This is a genomic window from Kitasatospora sp. NPDC049258 (assembly GCF_040678895.1).
GTDB lineage: Bacteria > Actinomycetota > Actinomycetes > Streptomycetales > Streptomycetaceae > Kitasatospora.
Genome location: NZ_JBFAQT010000017.1, coordinates 110,532 through 135,504 on the forward strand (window position 1 = coordinate 110,532; position 24,973 = coordinate 135,504).

Sequence of the window (24,973 nt, forward strand, 5' to 3'; positions counted from 1 at the left end):
GCCGCCGCCACTTCCCCAGCGGCAGCTGCTGGTAGTCACTCACGCCACGGGGTTGCCGTCGTCGGGGAGGCCGACCGCCCTGCGCAGCTGTTCCACAATAGTGAGGGCGGCGTCCTGCATCGCGGGCGGCAGCCCGGCGGCCCGCATCGCGATCCGCTCCACCCGGGCGTCGCGCAGCGCCTCGATCTTCTGCAGGTCCCGCTCGACGGCCTGGGCGGTGACGGAGTCGCTGAAGTAGTCCAGCGGGACACCGAAGAACTTCGCGATCTTCACGGCGTTCTCCAGGCTCGGCTTCTGGGTGCCCTTGCGGAGGTTGCCGATGTAGGTGCCACTGAGGCCGGTGCCCTCGGCTATCTCCGAGTCGCGCCAGGGGCGGCCGAGATCCTTGGGGTAGATCACGCTGATCAGCCTCCGGAAGCGGGCCGCGAAGTCCGGCGATCCTGGCGTTTCCGATGGTGGAGTATCCGTGGACATATGGCGGATCATAGAACGGTCTGACGTGCCGCCAGAATCCGACATCTGTACCGATCTGCACGATCGTTGCGGATCAAACGGTCAAACCGGGCCAATGTCCGGGGTCGCACCACGCGATCGATCAACGATAGTTGACACCTTCCCACCGCAGCGGGAGGATCAACACCCTGGGCCGGGCACTCGCGCACCCCCGGCCTGCCCCGGGCTTCCCCGCCGCCACGCCCCCGGGCGCCGCTGCCCCACGGGGGTGGGCAACGGCGCCCGGGCCGCCGTCCGCGGCACGGCGTTCGGCGTCGCTCGTCCCGCCGGTTCGTCACCCCGCCACGGCTACGACTCGGTGATGGTGAAGCTGCTTCCGTTGCGGGCCCCCAGCTGGGCCGTCAGCCGGACCTCGGCGCCCCCCTCGGCGGTGGTGAGTTCGTGCCGGGCGCGGGCGAGTTTCGCCTTGTGCGTGCCGCGGTAGCGAAAGGCGACGGCGATCTCGTGGTGGCCGGTCCCGAGCGTGAACTCGGTGGTGCCCCAAGTGGTTTCCGTCTCGGTCCCGTCGATCTCCACGACCGGCCTGGTGAAGGCCAGATGGAACGGCTTGGCCACCAGCGACGGGCGTACGGTCAGGATCAACCTGGTCATGTGCGGTATTCCTCTCGGAGGATGGTGCGGGCGGGTGCGGGCGGTCAGGAGCCCAGCACGGATTCCGGCCGGAATCCGCGGGCGATGCCCAGGAGACAGCCCGCGATGACGGCCACGGTGGCGCCGCCGGTGACGAGCAGCAGCCGGGACGGCCCGAGGTCACCGAGGCCGGTGGCGAGGGCGAGCATGGCACCGAGGCCGGGGAGCATGGCGATGATGTTGATCAGGCCGCCGGCGTTCCCGGCCAGGCCGCTCTGCCCGGGCTGGGAGAGCTTGGGCATGAGCAGGTTGCACAGCAGGGCGAGGGCCGCGGCGGCCCAGGCGGAGAGCAGCGGCAGGCCGAGGGCCAGGGCCGGGTAGCCGGCGCCCAGCGCCAGGCTGTCGTGGTGCGCCCAGGTGGCGATGGCCATCGCGAGCGCGGCCAGCGCGCTCATCACCGCCCACTGGGCGGTGGTGACCACCATGGCCAGGCCGAGCAGCCCGCCCGCGATGGAGGTCGGGGTGTAGGGCGCGGCGAGCATGGACTCCAGGGCGCCGACGCCGGCCTCGGTGCCGACCACGTTCCGTACCGCGAGGGCCGCGCCGACGGTGCAGTGCAGGGCCACCACACCGGGCAGCAGCACCAGCAGCATGCCCGCGGCCACGGTGTCACCCGTCGCGCCGTACTGCAGGCCGAGTTCCGCGCTGCCCGCGGCGCCGTTCATGGCGCTGTCGTCGCCGAGCAGCGGCAGGGCGACCACCGAGGAGGCGGTGAGGACGAAGGGGAGCAGGACCGTCAGGGCGTTGCGCAGGCGCTCCTGCCGCATCCGCCACAGCAGGGCGGCGGTGAGGGTGCGCGCCCTCGCCAGGTCCGCCCGGAGCCTACCGTCCGTCATGAGCCGCCCCCTGAGCCTGGAGTTCCTGGTACACGTCTTCGAGCGGGTTGCGGACGGGGACCACCTCGTGGAGCCCCACGCCCGCAGCCACCAGGCCCGCCACCAGCGCCTGCGCCGCGGCCTCGTCGGCCACCTCGACGGTGACCGGCCCCGAGGGCGAGCGCTCCCAGCGGTGTCCGAGGCCGTCGAGGCCGGCCGTCAGCCCACCGGAGCCGCGAAGCTGCAGGCGGTAGGCGGTGCCCAGCAGTTCGGCCCGCAGGGCGGCCGGCTCGCCGCGGCCCACGATCCGGCCGCCGTGCAGCACGGTGACGTCGTCGGCGAGGCGGTGCGCCTCGGCCAGGGCATGGGTGGAGACGACGATGGTGCGGCCACTGTCGGCCAGCGTCCGCAGGTGGTCGGAGAGCCGGCCGGTGCTGGTCGGATCGAGACCGGCCATCGGCTCGTCCAGCAGCAGGATCGGCGGCTCGGCGAGGAACGCCTTGGCCAGCCCCACCCGTTGGTTCTGGCCCCGGCTCAGGGCGCCGATGCGCTCGTCGGCCAGCGGGCCGAGTGCCAGCAGGTCCAGCACCTCACCGATCGCGGGTTCGATCCGCGCCGCCGGCAGGCCGAGCACCCGGGCCCAGTAGCGCAGGTTGTCCACCACGCTCAGCCGAGGCGCCAGGGCGGACCGGTGCGTCGCCAGCCCGATCGAAGCCTTGGCCTCCGGGGACACCCGGGGATCGACTCCGTCGATCAGCACCCGGCCCCGCATCGGGGTCAGAATTCCCGCCAGTACGCGGAAGGTCGTGGTCTTGCCCGCGCCGTTCGGCCCGAGCAGGATATGGACCCCCGGCCCGTACCGGAGTGCGATGTCCCGCACCACCGGCTTTCCCCGGTATCCCGCGGAGACATCGTCCACTATCAGTTCGGCCACCGATTCAACCTAACATCCTTGACGTGCTGTCATGTTCCATCCAAGGCAAAGCTCTTGCCATGCCCCGGGGCCGTTGTCGGGAGCCGGATGCCGAACTCCCGCGCCAATGCTGATCTCGCCGCCAGGTAGCCGGACATTCCATGGACCCCCGGCCCCGGCGGGGTGGAGGCCGAGCACAGATATGTCCCCGGCAGCGGCGTCCGGTAGGGGTTCCAGCGGGGTGCCGGACGCAGCACGGACTGCCGCAAGGTCATCGCTCCGGCGGCGATGTCGCCGCCGACGTAGTTCGGGTTGTAGTGCTCCAGCTGCGCCGCGCTCCGGCCGCGGCCGGCCACCACGGTGTCGCGGAAGCCGGGTGCGTACCGCTCGATCCGGCGGGTGACCAGCTCCACCGGGTCCGTGGTGTCGCCGTGCGGCACGTGGGCGTAGGCCCACAGCGGCCGGAGGCGACCGACGGCCCGTCCGGGGTCGGTGACCGCGGGGTCCACCACCAGGACGAACGGGTCCGGCGGGCGGACGCCGCGCGCCAGCAGGCTCTCCGCATGGAAGATCTCCTGCTGGAGGCCGCCGAGGTGGACCGTGCCGGCCCGGCCGACCTCCGGATTGGCCCAGGGCACCGGCTCCGAGACCAGGAAGTCCACCTTGGCCGCGCCCGGACCGTAGCGGAAGGACCGCAGGCTCCGGCGGTAGCCGGCGGGCAGCGCCGGGCCGGCCAGGCGCAGGAACTCCTTGGGGGCCAGGTCGAGCATGACCACCCGGGCGTCCCGCACCTCCCGCAGGTCGTCGATCCGGTGGCCCGTGACGATCCGGCCGCCGAGCCGGACCAGCTCGGCGGCCAGGGCGTCGGCGAGGCGGGAGCTGCCGCCGCGGACCAGCGGCCAGCCGCCGTCGGTGTGCGCCAGGTGGCCCAGCAGCATCGCGACGGCCGCACCGGTGAGCGAGGGCAGCCGGCCGACCACATGGGCGGCCACCCCGGCGAGCAGGGCGGCGGCCTCGGGCTCCATGAACCGGCGCCCGGCCCCCCGCGTACCGTGCGCGAGGATCCGCCGGCCCAGCAGCACGGGGGCCGCCGGGCCGGCCGGGAGGCGGCCCCGGCCGAAGAGCACCAGGTCCACCACGGCGCCGCTGTGCTGCACCAGTGGCTCCATCAGGGCGCGCCACCGGGGGCCGTCGGCACCGAGCCCGGCGCTGGTCCGGGCCAGGCTCCGGTGGGCGAGCGCCGCCCTTCCGCCGTCCAGCGGGTGGGCGTAGCTGAGCTCCGGGACCAGGAGCTCGACACCGCGCGCGGGCAGGTCGAACTGCCGCAGGAACGGTGAGGCCAGGGCCATCGGGTGCACGCTCGCGCAGACGTCGTGCAGGATGTCGTCGCGGAAGATCGGCTCGGACCGCAGGCCGCCCCCCACCTTGGGCGCCGCCTCGTACAGGTCGACCCGCAGGCCCGCGCGGGCCATGGTGACCGCGGCCGCCAGCCCGTTCGGCCCGGACCCGACCACGGCCACCTCGGGGCCCCGCCCCGCGGGCCACGCGCTTCGCACCGCTCGGGCGCGCACCGCTCGGGCGCCGTCCTGTGGCTCGGGCATTCAGGCCGTGCCCACGCCGGCCGGGCGCCGGGCCTCGGCGACGGGGACGTCCGGACGCGGCGCTGCCGCCGGGGCCGCCTCGGCCGGCGCGGTCAGCGGCGGCATGGAGATCAGCACCGCGCAGCCGATCATCACCAGACCGAAGCTCCACAGCCCCATGGTCAGGATGATCATCCCGTGCAGGAGCACGTCGAGCACCAGGCCGACCTTGCGCCAGCGGTGCGAGCCCAGGATGCATCCGGCGATCACCAGCTCGACGATCAGCGCGCCCCAGGTCATGGCGACCACGGTGAGCGAGTTCTTGGAGACCGCCAGCAGCAGGCCGTCCCACGGGGTGCCGACGCCGAACATCTTGTCCCGCAGGAAGTAGTACTCCGCGGTGCCGTTGGCCCAGTCGGAGACGCCGAACTTGCTGATCGCGGTGTCCAGGTAGATGTACGCGAGCTGGATCCGGATGGCGCAGAACGCGGCGAAGGCGATCGCCTGGGCGGCGGGCCGGACCGGGCGCGCGGTGGGCTCGGCGCCGTCGGCGCGGGACCAGTGCCAGGTCCGGCCGTCGGCCAGCGAGATCGGGACCATCAGCATCGACATGATCAGGCTGACGGACTCCCCGCCGTCCGGCACCGAGATGCTCACCGCGATCGAGTACACCGCCCACAGCTGGGGGATCGCGGTCCACCGGGGCCGGTACCCGCTGGCGGCCACCAGCAGCACCGCCACCAGCAGCCACCGGGCCCACTCGCCGTGGTCCTCGCCCACCAGGCAGAACGCGGAGCCGGCCCGGACGCCGTCGCAGCGCGCACCGTCCGTGATCGTCAACACGGGGATCAGCAGGGCCTTCGCGGGCGTCAGCAGAACCACCGTCAGCTCCGCGAAGCAGATCAGCGAACGCCCCAGGCCGAACCACCGGGACCGAACGTCGAACCGGCGGAGGTGGCGCTGCAGGACTTCGGCCTGCTCGTCGAGGAGGGCGGTCGGAGACATCAGGGGCATGCGACATCCAGGTGAGCGATTTTCGTGACCCGGTGCGAATAGGGCACGATATTCCGATAGGACCACGGCACGGTGAATTCCTGCGTGATGAACGAATCCCCGCACACCGTCCGCACCGGGCTCCGGTTCTCCACCTTGACCGCAGGCGTGGCGGCGGACCGCTCCAGGCACGGGGCGAGCTGGCCGGCGCAGTCCTGCCAACCCGGTACCGAGACGTTCAGATAGGCCATTTCCGGCCCCTGCGCCCGCTGGCTCCGGGAGAGGCCGAAGACATTGGACGGATTGCCCTGCGGGGTACGCAGGAGATCCACCACGGACCCGTCGCGGGAGGCGTAGACGCCGAGCTGGACCTCTTCCGGATTCTTGGTGAAGAAGGCCCACACCTGCGGGGTCACGGTATTGAAGTACTGCCGGGGCCCCTTGGAGTGACGACTGCTGAGGGCATTGCTCGGCAAGGTGTAGAAGAGCGCGACCAGGAGATATCCGAACAGCACCGCGCAGGCGGCGGAGAATATGTAGAGCTGCCGTCGGGCGGCCTGCTTCGACCCGCTCGCTGCGGAGCGGCCGGGGGTGGAATCGATCGACATGTAAAGGGTCCTCATCCCCTGAGGGCGGTGGAGCCGACGGTCGTGGGCGCAGGGACGGGCCGCCCCGCCGTGCCGCGGACGCGGCGGGACGGCCCGTCAGCCGGCGCTCAGCCGGCGGAGTGGTTCAGTGCCGGCGTGAGGGCCGGCTCCCGGTCACAGCGCCGAGGCGACCGCTGCCACCAGGTTGTTCTCGTCCAGCTGGTCCGGCTGCTGCAGGTCGAAGCCGTAGCTGGCGGCGGCCGGGACGATCACGACGACGACCGCGACCTCGGCGAACCCGGCCACGTTGGTGGCGCCGGCGACATTGATCGCGGCCGCGACGTTGGCGACGGTGACGATGTTGGACTTGGTCCACACCCAGCCGTTCGGGCGGGCGATCGAGGCGCTGTCCAGGGTGTTGGCGCCGCTGTTGGTGGCGATGTAGCCCTTGAGGTCCTCGTTGAGCGACACCATGCCCTGCTGGACGGCGAACGGGTCCTTCGACTGCACGGCCTCGGTGACCCGCGCGTGGTACGCCGGGTCGGCCTGCTGCATGCCCTGGACCAGCGCCGTCAGCTGCTCGTCGGTGACCGACGTGTCGCCGCGGCGGTCACGGATCTGCTGGGCCAGCGCCGGGTGGGCCGTCGCGGCCTCGCCCTTGCCGAAGACCAGGAAGTCGACGACGTCGCGGTCCGAGTACGACGCCGCGGCGGCGCTGTGGGCGGGAGCGACCGGAGCGGCGCCCGCGTCGGCGGCCGAGGCCGGCCCCGCGACGCCGGCCACCAGGGCGGCGACCAGCGTCGCACCGGCGACCGAGTAAGTCTTGATACGCATGCGAAAAACCCTCACTGTTCCAGTGCGTTAGTGCTCTTCGGAAACCCGTCCGAAGAGCGGTGGACACCGGCGGGCGGCACGCCGATCCACGGGCACGGCACTCAGGCCGTTCCCGGGAGGTGATGACATGTGCGCCCGCGCAGAGTGGGGAGCCCCGTAATGGGAGAGACAGCGCTATCTCTGCGGAGTTGAATCAAAGAAGACTGAAAAACGCCAGGAGGAATCTCCGAAGCAACATGTATCCCCCGATTGATGTCCGAAATCCACAGAGGGATTCCGGTGAACCGTTCCCGGTCGGCAGTTCCTCACGCCCAGAAGTGGACATGGGGGCAGTGGCCCCAAAACTTTGCCAAACCTTGAACCTTCCCCGTGTGTCCTCGCTCCCCTGCAAGGACGTGCCCATACTAAGAGGGTTTTTGATCGATGGTCAACAGCCATCGCAGGCGGATGGGATCACTCCGGATCGGCGGTTGCCGGCCCGTATGCGGGCCCATGCGAAAAGGGCCTCCGACGTGAGTCGGAGGCCCTTTCCTGGGCAGAGCCCCGGTTGGGGGGCGGACGAGGCGGCCTGTACGCCGGGTTCTGTCTCCCTGGCTGCTTGCGCGGCCCGGGGAGGCGGCCATCCATCTAGGGCTGCCGTTGCCGACAGCCTCGTGCGGTCTACCCGCGGACTCGGGCGAGCAGCCCTCGATCATCCGCGCACGGCACCCGAGGGCACCGATCCTGACCTTGCTCCGGGTGGGGTTTACCTAGCCGGCCGAGTCACCTCGGTCGCTGGTGGTCTCTTACACCACCGTTTCACCCTTACCTGCGGCCGAGGCCGCAGGCGGTCTGTTTTCTGTGGCACTGTCCCGCGGGTCACCCCGGGTGGGCGTTACCCACCACCCTGCTCTGTGGAGCCCGGACGTTCCTCGGCGGGCCCCCTAAGGTGCCCGACGCGGCCGCCCGGCCGGCTCGTCCGCCGTACTGGTCATCGTAGCGGTTCGCTGCGGCTGCCCTGGACGGGCACCCGGGGCGGGTCGAGGCGGGCGGCGACCCGGGCCGCGCTGGCGGCCGCCCGGGCGGTGCTGGTCAGCAGGCCGAGCAGCGCGACCACCAGCCCCAGCGCGGCGATGATCCACCAACCCCGGTGGGTGGCCTCGGTGTACCCCACGCTGCCGGCCGCCGCCACGGAGGTGACCACGGTGCCGATCACCGCGACGCCGAGCGACTGCCCGATCTGGCGGCTGGTGGAGGCGACGGCGGCCGCCACCCCGGCCTGGGCCAGCGGCATGCCGGACACCGCCGCGTTGGTGATGGGCGCGTTGACCAGGCCGAAGCCCAGCCCGAACAGCGCGTACGCGGTGATCAGCAGGCTCCCCGGGGAGTCGGCCGCGAGCCCGGTGAGCAGGACCCCGCTGGCGGCCATCGCCAGCCCCGCGACGAGCAGCGGCAGCCGGGGCCCGCGCCGCCCGACGATCCGCCCCGAGACGGGGGCGGCGACCAGGGTGAGGCCCGCCATCGGCAGCGTCCACAGCCCGGCCTGGACCGGGGAGTAGCCCCGTACCTCCTGGAGGTAGAGGGTGTTGAGGAAGAGGAAGCCACCGAGCGAGGCGAAGGCGCAGACCGCGGTGACGGTGGCACCGGTGAAGGGGATGCTGCCGAAGAACCGCGGGTCGATCAGCGGCTCGGCCACCCGGCGTTCCCAGAGCGGGAAGAGCACCAGCGCGGCCAGCGCGAGGGAGCCCAGCAGCAGGATGCCGGGCGAGGTCCAGCCGTGCCCCGGGCCCTCGATGATCGTGGCGGTGCCGGCGCCGAGCAGCACCAGCATCAGCAACTGGCCGACCGGGTCCGGCCGGCGCGGCTTCGGGGCCCGCGACTCGGGGACGTAGCGCCAGGTCAGCGCGGCGGCGGCGAGCCCGACCGGGATGTTGATCAGGAAGATCGACTGCCAGCCGGCGCTCTGCACCAGGGCGCCGCCGATCAGCGGCCCGAGCGCCATGCTGATGCCGACCACCCCGCCCCAGATCCCGATCGCCTGGGCCCGCTCGCGCCGGTCGGTGAAGGTGTTGGTGATGATGCTCATGGCGACCGGGTTGAGCATCGAGCCGCCGACGGCCTGCACCGCCCGGAAGGCGATCAGCCAGCCCAGGCCGGGCGCCAGGCTGCACAGCAGCGAGCCGAGCGCGAAGACCGCCAGCCCGGTCAGGAAGATCCGGCGCCGGCCGACCCGGTCGGCGACCGAGCCGGAGAGCATCAGCAGCGAGGCGAGCACCAGGGTGTAGGCGTCGATGATCCACTGCAGCCCGGAGGTCGGGGCGTCCAGATCCTGCTGGATGGACGGCAGCGCGATGTTCACCACGGTGTTGTCCAGGCCGACGATGAACAGGCTCAGGCAGCAGATCGCCAGGACCAGGATGCGGCGCCGCCGGTCCGGCACGAGGGTCTGTGCACTCACGAGACGATCATCGCACCGGCGGCGAGCCACCGGCCAGGACGGCCGATCCGGGCGCCGGACGGCCGGCTCGGGCGCCGGACGGCCGGCCCGGGGGTCAGACCGGCGCGAACCGCACCGTCCGGGTGGCCGGGTCGGCCGTGGTCAGCCGGACCCTGATCCGTTCGCCGAGCGGCAGCGACCCCCCACCGTCACCGTCGCACTTGGCCACCACGGCCGGCTCGCGCAACTGCACGGTGCCCAGGTGCGGCCGGCGCTCGTCCACGTCGATCACCACGGCCTCGAAGTCCTCCCCCACCCGCCCGCGCAGCAGCTCCGCCTCGACCATGTCGACGCAGGCCCGCTCCACCTCGTGCGCCCGCCGGTCGCCGCTCCCCATCAGCCCGGGCATCTCGGCCAGCGCCTCCTGCGCCCAGCCCGGAACGTCCGCGCCGCCCGCGACGGCCGCGCAGATCTCCTGCGCGTAGCGGTCGCCCAGCCGCCGCAGCGGAGCGGTGCAGTGCGCGTACGGGGCGGCGAGCGCGGCATGGCCCGGGTCGGCGGGCGGCCGGATGCCCCGGGCGGCGTCGAACGCCTGGTAGCCGGCGCCGCGCAGCAGGCCGGTGCACTCGTTGAGGAAGGCGGCGTCGGCGGTCCTGCCCGGGTCGAGCGAGCGGATCAGCTCGGGGTAGGGCATCCGGTCCGGCCAGTCGACGTGCAGGGCCCGGGCCACCCGGCGCAGCCGGGCGTACGCGGACTCGGGGGCGGCGGGCAGGGTGCGCAGCAGGCCGACCCCGGCGTCCAGCATGAGTTCGGCCGCGGCCATGCCGGTGAGCAGGGAGATCTGGGCGTTCCAACCGTCGGCGGGCAGCGGGGCGCGGTAGGCGAGCCGGTAGCCGCCGTCCTCGGTCGCCACCTCCTGCTCGGGCAGCGGCAGGCTGACCCCGCCCCTGGCCTGCTCCTGGGCCTCGCGCAGCTTGCCGATCTCGGCGAGCAGGCCGAGCTGCCGGTCGGCGGCGCCGGAGTCGACGGCCCGCTGGACCCCGGCGTAGTCCAGCCGGCGGTGCGAGCGGACCTGGGCGCGCCGGACGTCGGCGAGCAGCACCGCGCCGTCGGCGTCCAGGTCGAGCTGCCAGAGCAGCGCGGGGCGGCGCTCGCCCGGGAGCAGGCTGGCCGCGCCCTCGGAGAGCCGCGCGGGATGCAGCGGGACGTTCCGGTCGGGGAAGTACAGGGTCTGGATCCGGCGGTGCGCCTCGGTGTCGAGGGCGCCGCCGGGGGTGACGAAGGCGGCCACGTCGGCGATGGCGTAGTGGACGCGGTAGCCGCTGCCGCGCCGGGCCAGGTGCATGGCCTGGTCGAGGTCGAGCGAGCCGGGCGGGTCGAGGGTGAACAGCTCCAGGTCGGTGGCGTCCAGCTCGGGCAGCCGGGGCAGCGAGGCCGTCCGCTCGGCCTCGGCCAGCACGTCGGCGGGCCACTCGGTGCGGATCTCCAGCCGGCTGCGCAGCTCGGCCAGCTCGGTGTTGATCCGGGCGGTCTCTGCGGCCCGGACCCTCAGGTGTCGACGCGGCATGGTCGCAGCGTACGGCCGCGGCGGCCGCTCGGCGCGCTGGACCGGCCCGTAAGGTGGTTGTGGCGAAGGGGGATTGACCATGCGGTCGACAGGTGCGACAGGCGCGGCAGTTGCCGAAGGCACGGCAGCCGCGGTGGGCCCGGTGCGGTCGGTCGGTGCGGCGGTGGCCGCGGCGCTGGGCGGGATCGGCGTGCTGCACGCGGTGTGGATGCGCTCGCCGTGGCCGCTCGGCTCGCGGGAGCAATTCGCGGAGCTGGTGGTCGGGGTGGCCGAGGAGCGGGCCCCCACGCCGGCGATGTGCGCGGGGGTCGCGGGAGCGCTGGGCGCGGCCGGGTACCTGGTGGGGGCGCGGGCCGGGGCGCTGCCGTCGGCCGGGCCGCGCCGGCTGGCCGCCGTGGGCAGCGGGACGGTCGCCGGGGTGCTGCTGGCGCGCGGGATCGGCGGGCCGGTGCTGTTCGGCAGCGGGCGGATCCCCCGCGCCGAGCGGTTCGTCCGGCTGGACCGGCGCTGCTACGCGCCGCTGTGCGTGCTGCTCGGCGCCGGGGCGGCGCTGGTGGCCGTCCGGGGGCGGGGCGGGGCCGCGTAGAGTGGCGGGGTTGCCTGCCACAAACTGTTGAGGGGTGTCACCGTGCTGGTCCTGCTGCCGCCGTCGGAGGGGAAGGCCGCTTCCGTGGCCGGGACGCCGGTCGAGCTGGGGTCGCTCTCGCTGCCGGGCCTGACCACCGCGCGCGCGGCCGTGCTGGACGCGCTGGTCGAGCTGTGCTCCGGCGACCGGGAGCGGGCCCGCGAGGTGCTCGGGCTGAGCCAGGGGCTGCGGGGCGAGGTGGAGCGCGACGCCGGGTTGCGCACCGCCGGGGCGCTGCCGGCCGGCGAGGTCTACACCGGGGTGCTGTTCGACAACCTGGGGCTGGCCAAGCTGGACGAGGCGGCGTACGCGCTGGCCGAGCGCTCGCTGCTGGTGTTCTCGGGGCTCTGGGGCGCGGTGCGGATCGGCGACCGGATCCCGCCGTACCGGTGCTCGATGGGTGTGAAGCTGCCGCCGCTGGGGGCGCTCGGGGCGTACTGGCGGAGTGCGACGGCCGAGGTGCTCCCCGAGGTCGCCGACGGGCTGGTGCTGGACCTGCGCAGCTCGGCGTACGCGGCGGCGTGGAAGCCGGCCGGCGAGGTGGCGGCCCGGACCGCGACCGTGCGGGTGCTGCAGGAGCGCGAGGTGGCCGGGGAGTTGAAGCGCTCGGTGGTGAGCCACTTCAACAAGGCGACCAAGGGCCGGCTGGTGCGCGACCTGCTCGCGGCGGGCCTGGAGCCCGGCTCACCCGGCGAGCTGGTGGAGGCGCTGACCGGGCTCGGCTACCGGGTGGAGGTGTCCGCCCGGGGCACCGCGCGCAAGCCGTGGCAGCTCGACGTGGTGGTCACCGAGATCCACTGACCGCGGGACGCGCCGAGGTCCAGGCTGACCACGCGCGGCCGCGAGCGGGCCGTCAGCGCAGGTGGGCGGTGTCGTTGAGCAGCCGCACCGAGGCGTTGCCGTCGGTGTAGTACTGGACGGCGCAGAACGAGGCGGCCGACAGCTCCATCCGGTAGACCGAGTCGGGCGGGGCGCCGAGCGCCAGCCGGACCAGGGTCTTGATCGGGCTGACGTGCGAGACCACCAGCACCGTCCGGCCCGGGTGGCGGGCGAGGATCTTGTCGCGGGCCACCCCGACCCGGTGGGTCAGGTTGGTGAAGCTCTCGCTGCCGCCGGTGGGCCTGGCCTTCGCCGAGCCGAGCCAGGCGTCCAGGTCCTGCGGGTACTTCTGCTGCACCTCGGCGAAGCTCAGCCCCTCCCAGGCGCCGAAGTCGAGCTCGCGCAGGCCCTCCTCGATCCGGACCTCCAGGCCGAGCCGGGCCGCGACGGCCTCGGCGGTCTGCCGGGTGCGCCGCATCGGGGAGCTGACCACGGCCTGCACGGTGCCGCGCCCGGCGAGCGCCTCGGCGGCCCGCTCGGCCTGCCAGCGGCCCTTCTCGGAGAGCGCCGGATCGCTGCCGCCGCTGCCGGAGAACCGCTTCTCCGGTGTGAGCGGGGTCTCGCCGTGCCGGAGCAGGACGAAGGTGGTCGGCGTGCCGAGGTCGGCGGGCGCGGCCCAGCCGGCCTTGGGTGCGGCGGGCTCGGCGAGCGGCTCCGCCGCGGCCTGCGGCCCGGCCGGGCGGGCCTTGGGCTCCCACGGCCGGCCGGCCTGGCCCGCGTCCATCGCCTCGTTGGCCAGCCGGTCCGCGTCCTTGTTCTGCTCGCGCGGGATCCAGCGGTACGTCACCTGGGAGCGCGGCAGGACGGTGCGGGCCTCGGCGGCCAGCGGCTGCATGTCCGGGTGCTTGATCTTCCAGCGGCCGGACATCTGCTCGACCACCAGCTTGGAGTCCATCCGGACGTCGACCTCGGCCTGCGGGTCCAGCTCGCGCGCCGCCCGCAGGCCGGCGATCAGGCCCCGGTACTCGGCGACGTTGTTGGTGGCCCGCCCGATGAACTCGGCGGCCTCGGCGATGATCAGGCCGGTGTCGCCGTCGCGGACCACCGCGCCGTACCCGGCCGGGCCCGGGTTGCCCCGGGAGCCGCCGTCCGCCTCCACGATGAGCTTGCGGGGGGCCACCTGGTCAGGCGCCCGACTCGGAGGTACGGACCAGGATCCGGCCGCAGTTGTCGCAGCGGATCACGGCGTCGGCCGGCTCGGCCTTGATCGCGTTCAGGTCGGAGACCGCGAACTCGACCCGGCAGCCCTCGCAGCGGCGCTGGTAGAGCCGCGCCGCGCCGACGCCGCCCTGCTGCTCGCGCAGCCGGGTGTACAGCTTCAGCAGGTCGGCGGGGAGCGCGGCGGCGACCACCTCGCGGTCGCGCTGCACCTTGGCCACATCGGCGTCGATCTCGGCGAACGCGGCGTCCCGGCGGGCCTCCGCCTCCTTGAGGACGACGGCGGCGTGCTCCAGACGGGCGGTCAGCTCGGTCACCCGGGTCTCGGCGGACTCCATCCGCTCCATGACCTCCAGGACCACGTCCTCCAGGTCGCCCTGGCGCTTGGCCAGCGAGGTGGTCTCGTGCTGGAGGTTCTCCAGGTCGCGGGGCGAACCGACGGCGCCGGAGTCCATCCGCTGCTGGTTGCGGGCGGCGCGGGCGCGGACCTGCTCGACATCCTGCTCGGCCTTCACCTGCTCGCGGGTGGTGTCGCCGAGCTGGGCCTGGGCGGCGACCACCAGGTCCTTGAGCGCGGTGTGGTCGGCCCCGGCCTTGTCGATCTCGGCGTGCTCGGGCAGGGTGCGGCGCCGGTGGGCCAGCTGGTCCAGGCGGGAGTCGATGGCCTGCAGGTCGAGCAGGCGGATCTGGTCGGCGGGCGCGGCGTTCAAGCGGGTGACTCCTGTGTCGTTCGGTCAGCTGGTGACGCGGTCGGGTGGTGACGGCGGCCGGGCCGCGTCATGGGGTGTCAGGGGGTGAACGGCATCGGCGCGTGCGCCGTCCACGGGTCGGTGACCAGGGCCGAGACCCTGGCCTCCAGGGCCCAGCCGTGCCGGTTGGCCGCGCTGAGCAGCTCGCCGGCGGCCAGGTTGAGCCAGGGCCACTCGGTGGCCCAGTGCGCCGCGTCGAGCAGGGCGACCGCAGCGGCCTCGGTGGCCTCCGAGGCGGGGTGGTGGCGCAGGTCGGCGGTGAGGTAGGCGTCCACCCCGGCAGCGCGGGCCTCGGCCAGGAAGCTGTCCCCGGAGCCGCCGCAGACCGCGACCCGGCCGATCAGCCGGTCCGGGTCGCCCGCCACCCGGACGCCGGCGGCGGTGGCCGGCAGCCCGGCGGCGACCTGGGCCGCGAAGGCGGACAGCGGCAGCGGGGGCTCCAGCAGGCCGATCCGGCCGCTGCCGCGGCGGCCCTTGGGGTCGCTCGGGTCGGGGACCAGCGGGCCGGTGACCCGCAGGCCGACGGCGTCGGCGAGCGCGTCGGAGACACCGGGGTCGGCGTGGTCGGCGTTGGTGTGCGCGACGTGCAGCGCGATCCCGGCCCGGATCAGACCGTGCACCACCCGGCCCTTGAAGCCGGTCGCGGCGACGCTGGTGGTGCCGCGCAGGTAGAGGGGGTGGTGGGTGACGACCAGGTCGGCGCCCCACTCGATCGCCTCGTCGAGCACGGCCTGCACCGGGTCGACGGCGAACAGCACGCGCTCGACCCCGGCGTCGGGGTCGCCGCAGACCAGCCCGACGGCGTCCCAGGACTCCGCCCACTGCGGCGGGTAGACCTCTTCGAGCACGGTGATGACGTCGGACAGTTTCGGCACCTGTCGAGACTACCGCGTAGCGCGGGCGGGCCAGGCCCGGCAACCCGTACAGCTGCTCGTCAACCAGCGCGTGGGGGCGCACCGCGGCCCCGCACCACCGTCCGGACCCGGGCCGACCAGCGGCTGCGGTCCACAGAGCAGGGGTCGCACGTATTCGAAAACGAATCGAGATCACCCTTACGAGTGAAGTGACTCGATCGACGTTGAGTCACCGGTGTTTCCGAAAGTAACTTCAGTGATGCGAACGGGAGTTGTCCCGACCCGGGGGGCCGGGAAAAGGGGACGCCCCGCCGAATGGCCCGAATCCTTCGCCGGCCGCCGGAAACGGCGCCGGTGAATACGGTGCGGGCCGGCGGAGCACCGGGGCGGCTCCCGTCCTCCACAGGACCGATCGGCGCGAGCCGGCCGGTCCGGCCCGCCGGGCGCGGGGCCGGACCGGCGACGACGAAGGGGTGTGATGCAGATGGGGGCGGGCACACCGTTGCGTACGGCCGGGGGGCCGGGGTCGGTCGACGACGGGCCGGACGGCACGTTGGTGGAGGTGGCTCGGGCGGCCGTGGCCGGCACCGGGGGCCGGGGAGGCGACGGCGACTGGCTGACCGCCGTCGACGGTCTCTGGTGCACGGTCCGGCCGCCCGGCCTGGAGATACCGGACCGGGGCTGGAAGCTGCACGTCGGTGCGGCCACCGAGGTGGCCGCGGACGTGCTCGCCGCGGTCGCGGCCGCCATTGCCGCAGACCCGTGCGCCTTCACATTCGCGGCCGATCTGGAAAAGCTCCACCAGGTCAATTCCCGGAACGGCGAACGCGGCTCGTCCGGAAAATTCATCACGGTCCATCCGCGGGACGACGAGCAATTCCGCCGGCTGGCCGGGGAACTCCACACCGCCACCCGCGGCCTGCCCGGCCCGGTGGTGCTCTCCGACCGGCCGTACGCACCCGGCAGCCTGGTGCACCACCGGTACGGCGCCTTCGCCGCCCGCGCCGAGCCGGGGAACGACGGCGCCTGCCCCTCGATGCTGCGCGGCCCCGGCGGGGCCGGCACCGAGGACGTGCGCACCGCGAGCTTCCGCTCTCCCCCGTGGGCGGTCGACCCCGTCGAGGGGAGGGGGTCGGCCAGACCCGCCGGTCGCCGGCCGGGCGGTGTGCTGCTGGGCGGCCGGTACGCGCTGACCGCCGCCTTCCGGCACGGCGCCGCGGGCGGCGTGTTCCTCGGGCGGGACACCGTCACCGAGACCGAGGTGGTGGTCAAGCAGGCCCGCGGGCACATCGAGGTCGACCGCTCGGGCACCGACGCCAGGGCGGCGCTGCGGCACGAGGCCCGGTTGCTGGAGCGGCTCGACGGGCAGCGGCTCACCCCCCACCCGGTGGAGCTGATCGAGCAGGACGACTCCCTCTACCTGGTGCGGGAGCGCATCCCCGGCCAGCCGCTCGGCAGCTGGGTGGCCGCCCGGCTGCGCCGCGACGGCACCCCCGACGTGCCCTGGGCCGAGGCCGGACCGATGGCGCTGGCCCTGACCGACCTGCTGGAGCGGGTGCACGAGCAGCGGCTGGTGTTGCGCGACCTCTCCCCCGGCAATGTGATGGTCCGACCGGACGGCGAGCTGCGGCTGGTCGACCTGGAGCTGGCCACCGAGGCCGGCACCGTGGCCGGTTCGGCCGGCACCCCCGGCTACCGCGCCCCCGAGCACCACCACCTGCGGCGGATCGTCCGCACCGAGACCAGCGCTGACCTGTACGCACTCGGCGGCCTCTTCTTCCTGCTCGCCACCGGCCACGACCCGCTGCTGCCGGAGGACCTGCCGCGGGCCCGCCCGGTGCGGGAGCGGCTGGGCCGCTGGCTGGCCCTGGCCGGCCACGAGGGCCCGACCGCCCGCCGGCTGGCCCCCGTGGTGCTGGGGCTGCGCGCGGAACGGCCGGCGGACCGGCTGCCGCTCGCCGAGGTCCGGGCAGCCCTCGGCGTCCGGCCCGTGCCCGCGGCCGGACCTGCGGCCGGACCCGCGGCCGGGCCGATCGGCCTCGACCTGAGCCGGGTGCTGGAGGACGGCCTGCACCACCTGGCCAGGACCGCCACCCCGCAGCGGCGGGACCGGCTCTGGCCCGCCGTCCCCGCCGGACAGCCGACCGACCCGTGCAACGTCCGGCACGGCGCCGCCGGGGCGCTCGCGTTGCTGGCCCGCGCCGCCCTCGCCCCGCTGTCCGGGAGCGCCCGGACGGCGGCCCTCGACAGCGCCCGGACGGCCGCCGGCTGGATCGAGCGGCGCTGCGCCGCCGAGCCGGTGGTCCAGCCCGGACTGCACTTCGGCCGCTCCGGCGCGGCCTGGGCCCTGCTGGACGCCGCCGAGGCGCTGAACGACCAGGCGCTCGCCGGCCGGGCCGCCGAGCTGGCCCGCCGGGTGCCGGTCGAGTGGCCCAACCCCGGCATCTGCCACGGCGCGGCCGGCGCCGGCTTCCTCCAGCTGCGGATGCACCGCTCCACCGGCGCGCCGGACTTCCTGGAGCGCGCCGGGCGCTGCGCCCGGGCCCTGCTGGCTGCGGCCCGGCCGGAGCCGTACGGCACGGTCTGGCCGGTGCCCGCGGACTTCGACCCCGCGCTCGCCGGATCCGTGCACCTCGGCTACGCCCACGGCGTGGCCGGGGTCGGGGCCTTCCTGCTCGCCGCCGCCGGCGCCACCGGGGACGGCACGCTGCTCGACGGCGCCCGGCAGGCCGCGGCGACGCTCGGCGCGACGGCCAGGCCCGAGGGCGGGGGCGTCCGGTGGCCGCGGTGCGCCGGCGACCCCGACCAGCTCCCGCCGGCGCACCGGTGCAGCGGCTCCTCGGGCGTCGGCAGCTTCCTGCTCCGCTACTGGCGGGCGACCGGCGACCCGGCCGCGCACCGGCTGGCGCTCGCCGCCGGGGAGGCGGTGCTGGCCGACCGCCGGCACAGCGGCGTCTGCGCGTGCCACGGCCTGGCCGGGAACGGCGAGTACCTGCTCGACCTCGCCGAGGCCACCGGGGACGACCGCTTCCGGGTCGGCGCCGACCAGCTGGCCGGGCTGATCGCCGCCCGGTCGGCGCTGGTCGAGGGCCTGCTGGTGCTGCCGGACGAGACCGGTACGGGCTGCGCCGCCGGGTACGGCTCCGGCACCGCGGGGGCGCTGGCCTTCCTGCTGCGGCTTCGGCACGGCGGCCCGCGCAGCTGGGTCGACCCGCTGCCGTGGACACCGATCGGCCCTGAACACACAGCCCGACCCTGAGCACCGACCGGACCTGGCACCGGCCACCGCAGCAACCCGACCCGGGACCACGAGCAGGACCACGAGCAGGAGGTGAACCACCGATGAGCGGCAGCACCATCCGTACCGGTGCCCAGCAGGCCCTGCGCCGCGCCAGCTTCACCTTCGCGGCCGACGGCTCGCACGCCGCCTGTCTGGCGTCCGGCGCCGACGGCGGCTGGTACCCGGAGAGCTGGCGGCTGCCGGACCACGGCCCCGCCGAGCCGACCGCGCTGGCGCTGCCCGGCAACCGCTCGGAGAGTTTGCGCTCGCAGCTGGTCTCGCTGCCGGACGGCCGGGTGCTGGCCTGCCGGCACGACGGTGACCGGCACGCCCTGGTGCTGCTGTCGGCCGCGGCCGGCGGCGCGGGGGCCGAGGAGCGGGAGCTCGCCGCACTGCGGCTGCCCGGCCTGCGACTGCTGCCGCTGCCCGGGGTGCGGGCCGGGGCCCGGCCCGAACTCCCGGTCGCGGTCGCCCTGGGCAGCGACACCCGGCCGGTCACCACGGTCTGGCTGATCGGGGCCGACGGCTCGGCGCCCGCCCAGATCGCCGAGCTGCCCGGCCTGCACGGCGGCGGGGTCTGGCTGGACCGGGCCGGTCGGTTGCTGGCCCTGGACCGGGTCGCCGGCGGCACCGTCAAGTCCGTCGTGCTCGACCTCGAACTCGGCTGCACCACACCGCTGCTGGAGATAAGCGAAGGCAGCAACGACCGGCTGGTGCTGTTCGACCCGGACACCCGCTTCGGCATGGTGCGCAGCGACGCGCCGGGCGCCGACCGGCTCGGCTGGGGCGTGATCGGGGGCACCGAACCGGTGCGCTTCCCGGACTGCCTGCACGTCCCCGGGATGTTCCTGCGCCCGATCGCCCTCGCTCCCCGCGGCCCCGGGGAGCCGGACGGCCTGCGGGTGGCGCTGCAGATCGACCGCGGCGCCGGCTCCGCGCTGGCGCTCTGGCAGCCCGGCGGCGGCCGGCTGGACCCGGTCCCGGTCCCGTCCGGCCGGCTGGGCGCGGTCGGCGACTGGTCGACGGCCGGCCTGCGGATGCCGTACTCGGCGCCCGACCACCCGGCCGCGCTGGCCACCCTGGAGGTGGACACCCTGCTCGGCCAGGGCCCCGGCAGCCTGCCGAGCACCGTGCCGCTGCCACTCCAGCTGGCCCCGCTGGCGGGTACCAACCCGGGCCAGCCGGCCGGGCAGCCCTGGAGCGGTCCGGTCCGCCACAGCCGGGGGGAACCGGCCGGCTGGCGGCTGGACGCGAGCACCGCTCCGGGTGACGGCGGGCCCTGGCACCGGGCGCAGAGCCTGGAGCTGGCCGGCCCGACCGGCCCGCTCGAAGCCGTGGTCTACGGGGGCGACGCCTGGCTGAGCACCCCACAGCTGGTGATCGCGCTGCACGGCGGCCCGGCCGACGCCTGGCGGCTGGAGTTCGACCCGGCGCTGCAGCGGATGGCGGCCGACGGCCTGGCGGTGCTGGCGCCCAACCAGCGCGGCTCGACCGGCTACGGCACCGAGCACGCGATGGCCATCCGCGGCGCCTGGGGCGGCCCGGACCTGGACGACGTCCTGCACCTGATCGACGGGGTGGCGGGTCAGCGCTCGGCACTCGGGCTGGAACCCCCGTCCCTGTTCGGCGTCAGCTACGGCGCGTTCCTCGCCCTGCTGGCCGCGGCGCACTGCCCGCCAGGGCAGGTGGCCCGCTGTGCGGTGGTCGCCCCGTTCCTGTCCGGTGCCCGGCTGCTCGCCGAAGGCGCCGCCCCGGTCCGGGCGCTGACCACCAGACTCGGCGGCGATCAGCCACTGGACGACGCCCGCGGCCCCCGGGACGTCCTGCAACTGGCCCACCGGCTGACCACGCCACTGCTGATCCTGCACGGCGACCGGGACGAGGTGGTGCCGGTGGGCCAGTCCCGCACGCTGCGCCACGAGCTGCTCCGGCTCGGGCGGGCCGAGGGCGCCGACTTCCGGTACGTCGAGGCGGCCGGGGCCGGCCACGAGCTGCTGGTCGAGGAGGGCGCGGCCGTGCTGCACGAGCTGCTGGCCGGCTTCCTGCGCACCGGACGGCCGGGCTGAACCACCCGCCGGCGAAAGATCACTGAGTCGCCGACACGTGAACTGCGCTGCTGTGGCGAGCGGTTGCGCTCTCCGCACGTGAACCGGCTTCCCGCGAGTTCCCCTTGAGACGCCCCGCGCCAGAACGTCCCGGACCGGCGGCACCGGGCGACAGGATCCGGGCCCGCGGCCCGCGGCCCGCGGTGCGCGCACGCAGCCGGCCGGGCCGCTTGCCGGCCGGCCGGGCCGCTTGCCGGCCGGCCGCGGGGCCGCTGCGGGGCGGCGGCATCGGCATCGGCATCGGCAGCGGCAGCGGCGCCGAAGAAGGCCTTACGCCGGGGACACCCGGGCACGGTCCGTTATGGTGATCCGGTTCGGGGCGTGCCACCACCGCCCCATCCGACGCTGCGCCAGCAGCACCCGCAGATCCCGCACGGAGAAGACAGGTTCATGTCCGACACCCTCAACGACATCACCGAGCACGACCGCGGCGCCATCGGCACCATCGGCGCCGAGGAGGCTGCCGAGGGCAGCGCACACGGCCGGCACCGCGGGTCGACCGCGCCCGACGACAGCCCGGGGAGCGACCCGCACGGGCGTCACCGCCGCTGAAACGGTTCATCCGGTGGGGTGGGCACCGCCCGCCCCACCGACCCCCGGCCCGGACGGGCCCTGCCGTCAGTCCAGGGTCAGCACCGTGCGCAGCGCCTCTCCGCTGCGCATCTGGGCGATCGCCTCGTTCACGGCCTCCAGCGGGAGCCGGTGCGTGATCATGCCGGCCAGGTCCAGCCGCCCGGCGCGCCAGAGGTCGACGGCGCGGGCCATGGTCCGGCGCACCTCGCCGCCGCCGTACATCGACGGCAGGATCCGCTTCTCGTTGAAGAACAGTTCGGCCATGCTGAAGGACACCTGGTCCGCCTTGGCGCCGGCACCGATCACCACCACCGCGCCGCCGCGGCGGGTCGCGTCGTAGGCGGCCCGGACGGTGGCCGAGCGGCCGACCGCCTCGAAGACGTAGTCGTACCCGCCGCCCTCCTGCCCCTTCGCGGCCGCCTTCAGCTCCTCGGGGGCGATGGCGTCGGTCGCGCCGAAGGCGAGGGCCCGCTCGCGCCGTGACCCGACCGGGTCGACCACGGTGATCCGGGCCGCCCCGCACACCCGGGCGCCCTGGACGGCCGCGATGCCGACCCCGCCGGCGCCGATCACCGCCACCGAGGAGCCCGGCTCGACGGCGGCGGTGTTCACGGCGGCCCCCAGCCCGGTGGTCACCCCGCAGCCGATCAGCGCGGCCAGCTCGTACGGCAGGTCGGCGGGCACCTTCAGCACGCTGTCGGCGGCGACCACCACCTCCTCGGCGAAGGTGCCGGTGCTGTAGAAGCCGAAGGCGTCGGTGTCGCCGAAGCGGAAGGTCGGGGTGGACAGCCGCCGCAGGCTCGCCACGCACAGGTGGCCCTGGCCGCGCCGGCACTGCGGGCAGTCGCCGCACGGCGGCATCCAGCACAGCACCACCCGGTCACCGGGGGCGAGGGCACCGACCCCCTCGCCGACCTCGACCACCTCGCCGGCACCCTCGTGCCCGGGGACGAACGGCGCCGGCTGCGGCAGGATCCCGGCCATCGCCGACAGGTCCGAGTGGCACAGGCTGGTCGCCCGCAGCCGGACCCGCACCTTGCCCGGGCCGAAGCCGACCGTCTCGACGTCCGCACGGACCTCCAGCTTGTCCTGGCCGATCTCGTGCAGGATCGCTGCGCGCATGGATGCTCCCCGGGGTTCGCCTACGGGCGGGTCTCTGGCGGTACGAGGGTACGTTCTGGAACACGTTGCAGAACAGGGCGTGCCCCGCGGCGGGTTCAGGCGTCCGCGGCGAGCAGTCCGCAGTCCTCGAAGTTCATGCACCCGCAGGCCAGGCAGGAGGCGACCGCATCGCGCAGCTGCTGGGTCTGGCGGATGAACAGGTCCAGCTCCGGCAGCTTGCGTTCGGCCAGCTCCCGCCACTGGCGGGTGGCCGCGCCGCCGGGGTCACCCGCCAGCAGCCCGCGGATCTCCGCCAGGGTGAACCCGGCCCGCTGCGCCATCCTGATCAGCGCCACCCGGCGCAGGACCGCGGCCGGCCAGACCCGGCGGCCGCCCTCCCTGCGGGCCTCGGGCAGCAGGCCGAGGCCCTCGTAGTACCGCAGGGCCGAGGGGCGCAGGCCGGCCCGCCGCGCCAGCTCTCCGATCGCCAGGTACCGCACGGCACTCCTCGCTCGTCCCGACAGCTCGACAACTCGACTTCACGGCAACTCGGCTTCACCGCAGGTTGACTTCACGGCAGGTTGACTTCACGCACGCTTGAACCGCTTGCCTGGCCCCATGATCTCAAGCCTGCTGCCCGCCGGGTACCGCTCCGCCCTCGCCGACCGCCGCTTCCGGCGCCTGCTGCCCGCGCTCGCACTCTGCGACCTCGGCGACGGGATGAGCGTGGTGGCGGTGGCCTGGCTGGCCGTCGCGCTGGCCCCGCCCGGGGGCGGCGGCCCGCTGGTCGCGGCCGCTCTGGTCGCCCATGTGCTGCCGGGGGCGCTCGGCGGCCTGCTGCTGGGCCGTCTGCTGCGGCCGCTGGCCCCGCAGCGGCTGATCCGGGCGGACGCGCTGCTGCGCGCGGTGCTGCTGGGGTGCGTCCCGCTCGCCCAGGTGCTGGGGCTGCTGCGGCCGCCGCTGCTCGTCGCGCTGCTGGCCGGGTCCTCGCTGCTGCACGCCTGGGGCGGCGGCGCGCGGTACGCCTTGGTGGCCGGGCTGCTGCCGAGCCGTCACCGGCTGGCCGGCAACGCGCTGCTGAGCACCAGCGCCTGGGTGTCCACGATCCTCGGGCCGGCCCTCGCCGGGCTGCTGGCCGGGCCGCTCGGGCCCGCCGGGATCATCGGGCTGGACGCCGTGACCTTCCTGGCGCTCACCCTCGCGACCGGGCGTCCCGGATCGCCGACCCCGCCGACCCCGGCACCGGCCCCGGCAGGCGGCCGGGGCGGCGGGCCGCGGGACGGGCTGCGGGTGCTGCGGTCCCGCCCCGAGCTGCTCGCGCTGACGGCGTTGACCTGGCTGTTCAACCTCTGCTGGGGGCCGGTGGAGGTCGCCCTCCCGCTGTTCGTCGCCCAGCACTCCCGCTCCGGGGCCGGTCTGCTCGGCGGGTACTGGGCGGTGTTCGGCCTCGGCGCGGTGGCCGGCTCGGTGGCGGTCGGGGTGCTGCGGCGGCTGCCGTGGTGGCCGGTGGTGCTGGGGATCGTCGCCGCCCACGGGCTGGCCCTGCTCTCCTTCGCCGCCACGCCCACCGCCGTGTCGCTGGCCGGCTTCGCGGCGGCCGGCCTGGCGTACGGCCCGTACAGCGCGCTGACCTCGCACCTGTTCCAGGAGCGCACCCCGGCCGCCTGGCTGACCACCGTCCTGGCGCTGCGCGGGGCGGTGCTGCTGACCGCCGCGCCGGCCGGCTCGGCCCTCGGCGGGGTGCTGGCCGGCCCGCTCGGGCCGCGCCGGATCCTGGTCGCCGCCGGGCTAGCGATGGCCGCGGTGGCGGCGGCCGCCGCCCTGGTCCGCGCCCTGCGGCGGCCCGGCAGCACCGGGCGGCCCGCCCCCGCCCCGGCCCGCGAGCCGCTGCCTACCATCGAGTAGGGTCCAGGCCACCGACCCCCGACCGGCAGCGCGAACAGGGAGCACCACCATGACCGACCTCCTGGCACCCGAGGTGCTGGCGGCCTTCGAGTCGGCCACCGGGTTCATGCCGGTCGACGAGGGGCTCGCGCTGTACGCCGCCGCGGTCGACGCCGCCGGGCGCACCGGCCTGCCGCTGCTGGAGATCGGCACCTACTGCGGCCGCTCGGCGATCCTGCTGGCGGACGCCGCCCGGCGGACCGGCACGGTGGCCCTGACGGTGGACCACCACCGGGGCTCGGAGGAGCAGCAGCCGGGCTGGGAGTACCACGACCCGACCCTGGTCGACCCCGAGGTCGGGCTGATGGACACCCTTCCGGTGTTCCGCCGGACCCTGCACCGGGCCGGTCTCGAGGAGCACGTGATCGCCCTGGTCGGCCGCTCCCCGCAGCTCGCCGCGGTCTGGCGCGGCCCGCTCGCGCTGGTCTTCATCGACGGCGGCCACACCGACGAGCACGCGAGCGGCGACTACCTGGGCTGGGCGCCGCACCTGGCCCCCGAGGGCCTGCTGGTCATCCATGACGTCTTCCCCGACCCGGCCGACGGCGGCCAGGCGCCGTACCGCGTCTACCTGCGGGCCCTCGCCGACGGCTTCGAGGAGGTCGCGGTGACCGGCTCGCTGCGGGTGCTGCGCCGAACCGGGGCCTGAGGCGGCGGACTGCCCCGGGTTCCTGCGCCGACGATCAGTGATGCTCTAACGTCGTCCCGAACGGCCGCCCCCGCCGGGGGTGCCGCCGTGGCTCGGCAGAACGTCGGCCGGTAGCGTGACGGCCGCGGCCGGCGGCCGGGGGGCCGTACGAGCCGGGACCCGCCGGGTGCGCCGGGTCCGACTGACAGGGTGAGACAGGTCGGCGGGG

22 protein-coding genes and 1 other RNA gene are annotated in these 24,973 nt (G+C 75.0%); 7 read left to right on the plus strand and 16 right to left on the minus strand.

The window, feature by feature from the left end:
- Window positions 1-39 precede the first annotated feature (39 nt).
- The 11 genes from AB0K43_RS17230 to AB0K43_RS17280 all read right to left on the minus strand — a co-directional run bounded on the left by AB0K43_RS17230 (window position 40) and on the right by AB0K43_RS17280 (window position 10,848).
- Window positions 40-399 carry a helix-turn-helix transcriptional regulator gene (locus tag AB0K43_RS17230; RefSeq protein WP_363640458.1) on the minus strand — a complete coding sequence of 120 codons (360 nt, stop codon included), beginning with the start codon at window positions 397-399 and terminating at the stop codon, window positions 40-42.
- A 402-nt stretch (window positions 400-801) separates the two neighbouring features.
- Window positions 802-1,104: a hypothetical protein gene (locus tag AB0K43_RS17235; protein WP_363640460.1), complete on the minus strand. Its 303-nt coding sequence runs from the start codon at window positions 1,102-1,104 to the stop codon at window positions 802-804.
- Between the two features lie 44 nt (window positions 1,105-1,148).
- Window positions 1,149-1,979, minus strand: a complete 831-nt coding sequence (locus AB0K43_RS17240) for a hypothetical protein (RefSeq protein WP_363640462.1) — start codon at window positions 1,977-1,979, stop codon at window positions 1,149-1,151.
- The gene (locus tag AB0K43_RS17245) at window positions 1,966-2,892 is read right to left on the minus strand and encodes an ABC transporter ATP-binding protein (protein ID WP_363640464.1); all 927 of its coding nucleotides are present in this window, start codon (window positions 2,890-2,892) and stop codon (window positions 1,966-1,968) included. The genes AB0K43_RS17240 and AB0K43_RS17245 overlap by 14 nt, the downstream gene beginning before the upstream one ends.
- Before the next feature lie 29 nt (window positions 2,893-2,921).
- Window positions 2,922-4,385 (minus strand): NAD(P)/FAD-dependent oxidoreductase, encoded by a 1,464-nt coding sequence (locus AB0K43_RS17250; protein WP_363640466.1) that lies wholly within the window; start codon window positions 4,383-4,385, stop codon window positions 2,922-2,924.
- An 87-nt stretch (window positions 4,386-4,472) separates the two neighbouring features.
- Entirely contained in the window at window positions 4,473-5,456 is a 984-nt protein-coding gene (locus AB0K43_RS17255) for a sporulation-delaying protein SdpB family protein (RefSeq protein ID WP_363640468.1), read from the minus strand.
- Complete coding sequence (locus AB0K43_RS17260) at window positions 5,456-6,052, minus strand: SdpA family antimicrobial peptide system protein (RefSeq protein ID WP_363640470.1); 597 nt, start codon at window positions 6,050-6,052, stop codon at window positions 5,456-5,458. The genes AB0K43_RS17255 and AB0K43_RS17260 overlap by 1 nt, the downstream gene beginning before the upstream one ends.
- A 153-nt stretch (window positions 6,053-6,205) precedes the next feature.
- The gene (locus tag AB0K43_RS17265; RefSeq protein ID WP_363640472.1) at window positions 6,206-6,865 is read right to left on the minus strand and encodes a sporulation delaying protein family toxin; all 660 of its coding nucleotides are present in this window, start codon (window positions 6,863-6,865) and stop codon (window positions 6,206-6,208) included.
- A 555-nt stretch (window positions 6,866-7,420) separates the two neighbouring features.
- An RNA gene (gene rnpB, locus AB0K43_RS17270) (RNase P RNA component class A) lies at window positions 7,421-7,822 on the minus strand.
- A 13-nt stretch (window positions 7,823-7,835) separates the two neighbouring features.
- Window positions 7,836-9,284, minus strand: a complete 1,449-nt coding sequence (locus AB0K43_RS17275) for an MFS transporter (RefSeq protein WP_363640545.1) — start codon at window positions 9,282-9,284, stop codon at window positions 7,836-7,838.
- Between the two features lie 112 nt (window positions 9,285-9,396).
- On the minus strand, window positions 9,397-10,848 hold the full coding sequence (locus AB0K43_RS17280) for an RNB domain-containing ribonuclease (protein ID WP_363640474.1): 1,452 nt from the start codon (window positions 10,846-10,848) through the stop codon (window positions 9,397-9,399).
- Window positions 10,849-10,990: 142 nt separating this feature from the next.
- On the opposite strand from AB0K43_RS17280, the gene AB0K43_RS17285 reads away from it, so the two are divergent.
- Window positions 10,991-11,434, plus strand: coding sequence for a DUF3995 domain-containing protein (locus AB0K43_RS17285; protein ID WP_363640476.1), 444 nt, complete (start codon window positions 10,991-10,993; stop codon window positions 11,432-11,434).
- Between the two features lie 42 nt (window positions 11,435-11,476).
- Window positions 11,477-12,274 (plus strand): peroxide stress protein YaaA, encoded by a 798-nt coding sequence (yaaA, locus tag AB0K43_RS17290; RefSeq protein ID WP_363640478.1) that lies wholly within the window; start codon window positions 11,477-11,479, stop codon window positions 12,272-12,274.
- Window positions 12,275-12,326: 52 nt separating this feature from the next.
- Here yaaA and AB0K43_RS17295 read toward each other — a convergent pair whose 3' ends face one another.
- The 3 genes from AB0K43_RS17295 to AB0K43_RS17305 all read right to left on the minus strand — a co-directional run bounded on the left by AB0K43_RS17295 (window position 12,327) and on the right by AB0K43_RS17305 (window position 15,134).
- The gene (locus AB0K43_RS17295; protein WP_363640480.1) at window positions 12,327-13,472 is read right to left on the minus strand and encodes a bifunctional RNase H/acid phosphatase; all 1,146 of its coding nucleotides are present in this window, start codon (window positions 13,470-13,472) and stop codon (window positions 12,327-12,329) included.
- A gap of 4 nt (window positions 13,473-13,476) precedes the next feature.
- Window positions 13,477-14,220 carry a C4-type zinc ribbon domain-containing protein gene (locus tag AB0K43_RS17300; protein ID WP_363640482.1) on the minus strand — a complete coding sequence of 248 codons (744 nt, stop codon included), beginning with the start codon at window positions 14,218-14,220 and terminating at the stop codon, window positions 13,477-13,479.
- Window positions 14,221-14,297: 77 nt separating this feature from the next.
- The gene (locus AB0K43_RS17305; RefSeq protein ID WP_363640483.1) at window positions 14,298-15,134 is read right to left on the minus strand and encodes a Nif3-like dinuclear metal center hexameric protein; all 837 of its coding nucleotides are present in this window, start codon (window positions 15,132-15,134) and stop codon (window positions 14,298-14,300) included.
- 541 nt (window positions 15,135-15,675) lie between these two features.
- Between AB0K43_RS17305 and lanL the strand changes: the two genes are divergently transcribed.
- From lanL to AB0K43_RS17320, 3 genes are all read left to right on the plus strand, one after another.
- Window positions 15,676-18,372, plus strand: coding sequence for a class IV lanthionine synthetase LanL (gene lanL / locus AB0K43_RS17310; protein WP_363640485.1), 2,697 nt, complete (start codon window positions 15,676-15,678; stop codon window positions 18,370-18,372).
- A gap of 83 nt (window positions 18,373-18,455) precedes the next feature.
- Entirely contained in the window at window positions 18,456-20,459 is a 2,004-nt protein-coding gene (locus AB0K43_RS17315) for an alpha/beta fold hydrolase (RefSeq protein WP_363640487.1), read from the plus strand.
- A gap of 429 nt (window positions 20,460-20,888) precedes the next feature.
- Window positions 20,889-21,050, plus strand: coding sequence for a hypothetical protein (locus tag AB0K43_RS17320; protein WP_363640489.1), 162 nt, complete (start codon window positions 20,889-20,891; stop codon window positions 21,048-21,050).
- A 66-nt stretch (window positions 21,051-21,116) separates the two neighbouring features.
- On the opposite strand, the gene AB0K43_RS17325 is transcribed toward AB0K43_RS17320, so the two are convergent.
- Window positions 21,117-22,193: an alcohol dehydrogenase catalytic domain-containing protein gene (locus AB0K43_RS17325; RefSeq protein WP_363640491.1), complete on the minus strand. Its 1,077-nt coding sequence runs from the start codon at window positions 22,191-22,193 to the stop codon at window positions 21,117-21,119.
- Window positions 22,194-22,288: 95 nt separating this feature from the next.
- On the minus strand, window positions 22,289-22,672 hold the full coding sequence (locus AB0K43_RS17330; RefSeq protein WP_363640493.1) for a MerR family transcriptional regulator: 384 nt from the start codon (window positions 22,670-22,672) through the stop codon (window positions 22,289-22,291).
- Window positions 22,673-22,790: 118 nt separating this feature from the next.
- Between AB0K43_RS17330 and AB0K43_RS17335 the strand changes: the two genes are divergently transcribed.
- On the plus strand, window positions 22,791-24,077 hold the full coding sequence (locus AB0K43_RS17335) for an MFS transporter (RefSeq protein WP_363640495.1): 1,287 nt from the start codon (window positions 22,791-22,793) through the stop codon (window positions 24,075-24,077).
- Window positions 24,078-24,126: 49 nt separating this feature from the next.
- Complete coding sequence (locus AB0K43_RS17340) at window positions 24,127-24,765, plus strand: class I SAM-dependent methyltransferase (protein WP_363640497.1); 639 nt, start codon at window positions 24,127-24,129, stop codon at window positions 24,763-24,765.
- The last annotated feature ends 208 nt before the right edge of the window (window positions 24,766-24,973 follow it).

Coding starts and splice junctions, on each gene's coding strand:
- AB0K43_RS17235 (WP_363640460.1), bottom strand. CDS start 1,104: ATGACCAGGTTGATCCTGACCGTACGCCCGTCGCTGGTGGCCAAGCCG.
- AB0K43_RS17335 (WP_363640495.1), top strand. CDS start 22,791: ATGATCTCAAGCCTGCTGCCCGCCGGGTACCGCTCCGCCCTCGCCGAC.
- AB0K43_RS17315 (WP_363640487.1), top strand. CDS start 18,456: ATGAGCGGCAGCACCATCCGTACCGGTGCCCAGCAGGCCCTGCGCCGC.
- AB0K43_RS17240 (WP_363640462.1), bottom strand. CDS start 1,979: ATGACGGACGGTAGGCTCCGGGCGGACCTGGCGAGGGCGCGCACCCTC.
- AB0K43_RS17260 (WP_363640470.1), bottom strand. CDS start 6,052: ATGTCGATCGATTCCACCCCCGGCCGCTCCGCAGCGAGCGGGTCGAAG.
- AB0K43_RS17340 (WP_363640497.1), top strand. CDS start 24,127: ATGACCGACCTCCTGGCACCCGAGGTGCTGGCGGCCTTCGAGTCGGCC.
- AB0K43_RS17320 (WP_363640489.1), top strand. CDS start 20,889: ATGTCCGACACCCTCAACGACATCACCGAGCACGACCGCGGCGCCATC.
- AB0K43_RS17255 (WP_363640468.1), bottom strand. CDS start 5,456: ATGTCTCCGACCGCCCTCCTCGACGAGCAGGCCGAAGTCCTGCAGCGC.
- AB0K43_RS17265 (WP_363640472.1), bottom strand. CDS start 6,865: ATGCGTATCAAGACTTACTCGGTCGCCGGTGCGACGCTGGTCGCCGCC.
- AB0K43_RS17325 (WP_363640491.1), bottom strand. CDS start 22,193: ATGCGCGCAGCGATCCTGCACGAGATCGGCCAGGACAAGCTGGAGGTC.
- AB0K43_RS17280 (WP_363640474.1), bottom strand. CDS start 10,848: ATGCCGCGTCGACACCTGAGGGTCCGGGCCGCAGAGACCGCCCGGATC.